The sequence below is a fragment of the Paenibacillus zanthoxyli JH29 genome (genome assembly GCF_000520715.1).
Classification (GTDB): Bacteria; Bacillota; Bacilli; order Paenibacillales; family Paenibacillaceae; genus Paenibacillus_AQ; species Paenibacillus_AQ zanthoxyli.
On record NZ_ASSD01000518.1, the window covers coordinates 1 to 3,766 of the forward strand.

The window sequence follows — 3,766 nt, forward strand, 5'->3', positions numbered from 1 at the left end:
TTCAGATTCCAGAAACTTGATAATCAACAGGCCTGTACAGAAATGTTCAAGACGGTGGCACATCGAGAGATATTAGACCGGGATACGCTGCAAAAGCGATTGATCCTATCTCTTTACGGTTTGGGAACGAATACCGGTTTAAAGCGTGTCAGCGCCGGTGATCATGGTGAAAGCTACAAAGACCTTCTTTACGTCCGGAGTAAATTCATTCACAAGGATAACCTTCGCAACGCGATCTCCGAAGTAGTAAACGCTATTTTCAAAGTACGAATGCAGGAAATATGGGGTGAGGGAACAACTTCTTGTGCCTCCGATTCAAAGAAATTCGGGGCATGGGATCAAAACCTAATGACGAATGGCATATCCGGTACCGCGGCCGCGGTGTTATGATTTATTGGCATTTAGAGAAAAATTCGACTTGCATCTACTCACAGCTTAAATCGTGTTCTTCATCAGAAGTCGCTGCGATGATGGAAGGGTTGTTGCGTCACTGCACCGATATGGAAGTGGAGAAGAATTATGTTGATTCACATGGACAGAGTGAGGTTGCATTCGCCTTTTGTTATTTGCTTGGTTACAAACTCATGCCTCGATTAAAAGCTATTCATACACAAAAATTATACCGACCGGAGCCAGGAATGACTGACGCTTTTGCGAACTTGCAGCATGTACTCACGCGCCCGATTAATTGGGAACTGATCCGTCAGCAGTATGATCAGATGATGAAGTATGCAACAGCTTTACGGCTTGGTACGGCTGAAACGGAAGCCATTCTGAAGCGGTTTACCCGGAACAATTTGAAGCATCCAACGTATCAGGCGCTAGGTGAGTTGGGTAAGGCAGTTAAAACCATCTTCCTCTGTGAATATTTGCATTCGGAAGAATTACGCCGAGAGATTAATGCTGGTTTAAATGTCGTGGAAAACTGGAACTCGGCCAACGGGTTTATCTTCTATGGAAAGGGTGGAGAAATTGCTACGAATCGCATAGAAGATCAAGAGATGGCCGTTTTGTCGCTTCATCTACTACAAAATTGTTTAGTCTACATTAATACCATCATGTTCCAGAACGTTTTATCAGAGAAGAAATGGTTTGATCTAATGACTCCGGAAGATTTACGTGCGGTGACACCCTTGATCTATACTCACGTTAATCCATATGGCACATTCCGGTTGGACATGACGGAAAGACTTCCATTGGAAGGTGAGCTGGCATGATTGAAAAACGCGTATCTGCAAAAAAGAAAGCCCGGGAACTGGCGAAGTATCTTCGCGCAGAACGACCGGACTATGCTTACTTAAAAAGTTTGTTTCAACATTTAAGAAGCGAGCTTGAAATTGAGGTTCCAAATTCATCAAAAAAGCTGCCTTACGTGCCCACAGAGGAAGAATTAAAAAGATACTATGAAGTGGTTTGGAAGGCTAAGAATTTTCAGGACATGATGATCGTGAAAACCCTCATGTATACAGGTGTCAGGGTCAGTGAGTTAATCAGCATAAAGCTTTCGGACATCGATTTTATTTACTGCCAGATCCGGATCAACAAAGGGAAGGGTAGCAAAGACCGCATTGTTCCATTTCCTCAGAGTTTCAAAGAGCTGCTGGCCATGCACGCAGATACGATGAAAAAGAAGCAAGCGGCCTATTTGTTTGAGTCCTCATGGAAGAAAAAGTACACAGACAGGGGAATACGCAAGATTTTAGCTAAATATTCAGAGGAGGCCAAGTTATCTCAAAACCTTTCTCCTCATAAACTACGTCACTTTCTATTAACCTGGCTAAAAAAGCAGGGCATTGATGACGCGCTGATTCAACCCTATTCCGGCCATGAAAGCAGAAAATCTTTGGAAGTATACTCAAAGCTGGCAATTACCGATGCTCAAAATGAATATAACGAGGTTATTAATAAATTCCCAATTTAATCCATACGTTTGCGGGTGGTGTCAGCTACGCTGGTATTACCCCATGCCCATCAAGCTAAGGATAAATTTCACCCCCAAAAGGAAGAAAATTTGATTTTTTCCTGTTTGAGGGTATGTTTAAATTCTTAACTTGATGGCGATGGGGGAGTACCAAGATTTTTGCTAAAACATACTCTAATACATTTTATAGAAACAAAAAGCCGATTTTCCCTACGCTAAGGAAGAACCGGCTTTTGTTCGTTTATTCTGTTATTAATCTTCGTTAGTATAACAATAATGAACCCAATTCACTCAATTATTAATTTCATTTTTCTTCCGCCAGTAACTTCAAATCCATTATTTTCATAAAACAAAATAGTTCTATCGAACTCTGGAAGAGGTGGAGTAGTTACTTCAAAACGTTTCCATTTTCTTTTTTTTCCATACTCCTTAGCTGAAAATAACAATTTTGAACCAATACTCTTTGAACGATATTCTGGATGTACATAAAATTCTTGAATTATTCCATAGTTACCATCTGCATATAGAGAGTAACTTTCACATAAAGATAAAAAGCCTATGGTTTGCCCGTTATTTTCATTAATTGCCTTAAATACTTTATAAATTCCAGACTCCAGATAATGTTTGCACTTTTCCGCCGTACCTGAAACAACAAACAAATTTGGTGTGCTATTAGTCCTTAAGCATATTTCCTTTATTAAATGTTCAAATAGTTCAGTGATAATAGGATAATCCTTTGTTGTGGCTTCTTCAATCCGTATCATTAGAAAAACCTCCTTTATTCATAGGAAATATAACCCAAATTCAATGTGTATAATTATACAATCTATAATATATTAATACAATTTGTTTTTTAATAACTCAACTTTCGCAGATTAAAAATAATCGGAGCTCTAGACTGGGTGTGGGTTTAGACCTTCTGAACTAGAGGTCTTGCCAAAATAGAAAAACACCGCTTCGTTTGGTAGAGTGAATGTGTCGAGCAATCACAAACCATAGAAGAGGTGTCCCTTCCATGATAAAACAAGAAGCGCCGTTTGAGCAACTCCCGACTGAACTAAAGCCAACCTTTCAAGAACTTGGCGTTCTGAAACATCTGAGACAGGCCGGATCTCGCAAGTCCTTTGGTTACTCCTGCTCGCAACTGTTTCAGTTGGTCTTTGTTCTGCTCTTTCACCAAAAAAACTGGTTTCGGCTGCTGGAAAGTGGCAAACATCAGTCGTATCCTGGCAAAGATGCGGTCTATCGTTTTTTGAACCACAGTGGCTACGCCTGGCGGCGATTTCTCACCTCGCTCAGCAGTGACGCGGTGCGCCGTGTCGCCAACTTGACCTCGAATTCCTGTAGATCCGTGTTCATCGTCGACGATTCCATGTTCGAACGGAACCGCAGTAAAGCAGTGGAACTTCTGGCACGGTTCAAGGACCATGCAACCGGCGCGTACTACAAGGGATTTCGGATGCTGACGCTAGGCTGGTCGGACGGGCATACCTTTGTGCCGTTGGATTTCGCCTTGCTCAGTTCAGCCAAGACCGGACTGATAGGTATAACTAGCGGCATCGACAAGCGTTCCAGCGGATACAAACGCCGCAAGGAAGCGTTGCTCTCGGCTCCTCGCGTGATCCCCGGGCTGCTGGATCGGGCGCTCGCCTCCGGGACCGTTGCCCCGTATGTCTTAATGGATAGCTGGTTTACGCATGCTCCACTCATGCAGGAACTACTAAAGCGTAGCTTGCACGTCATCGGCATGGTGAAAAATGACAACAAGCGGTATCTCGTACAGGGCAAACGGTTAAACCTGAAGGAACTGTATGTCAAAAGAAAATAAAGTTCTAGACGCCCATG

Annotated in this window: 2 protein-coding genes and 2 pseudogenes; 3 read left to right on the forward strand and 1 reads right to left on the reverse strand. The window is 42.5% G+C overall.

Annotated elements, in window-relative coordinates; translation table 11 throughout:
* Together L691_RS29560 and L691_RS0120000 are read left to right on the forward strand one after the other, a co-directional pair.
* Positions 1-1,217 (forward strand): annotated as a pseudogene (locus L691_RS29560) (transposase); the annotation flags it as partial.
* Positions 1,214-1,921 carry a tyrosine-type recombinase/integrase gene (locus tag L691_RS0120000; protein WP_025692131.1) on the forward strand — a complete coding sequence of 236 codons (708 nt, stop codon included), beginning with the start codon at positions 1,214-1,216 and terminating at the stop codon, positions 1,919-1,921. The pseudogene L691_RS29560 and the gene L691_RS0120000, both read left to right, overlap by 4 nt.
* A 287-nt stretch (positions 1,922-2,208) precedes the next feature.
* On the opposite strand, the gene L691_RS0120005 is transcribed toward L691_RS0120000, so the two are convergent.
* Entirely contained in the window at positions 2,209-2,685 is a 477-nt protein-coding gene (locus L691_RS0120005; protein WP_025692132.1) for a GNAT family N-acetyltransferase, read from the reverse strand.
* Positions 2,686-2,936: 251 nt separating this feature from the next.
* Between L691_RS0120005 and L691_RS29565 the strand changes: the two are divergent.
* Positions 2,937-3,734 (forward strand): annotated as a pseudogene (locus L691_RS29565) (IS4 family transposase); the annotation flags it as partial.
* Positions 3,735-3,766: the final 32 nt, after the last annotated feature.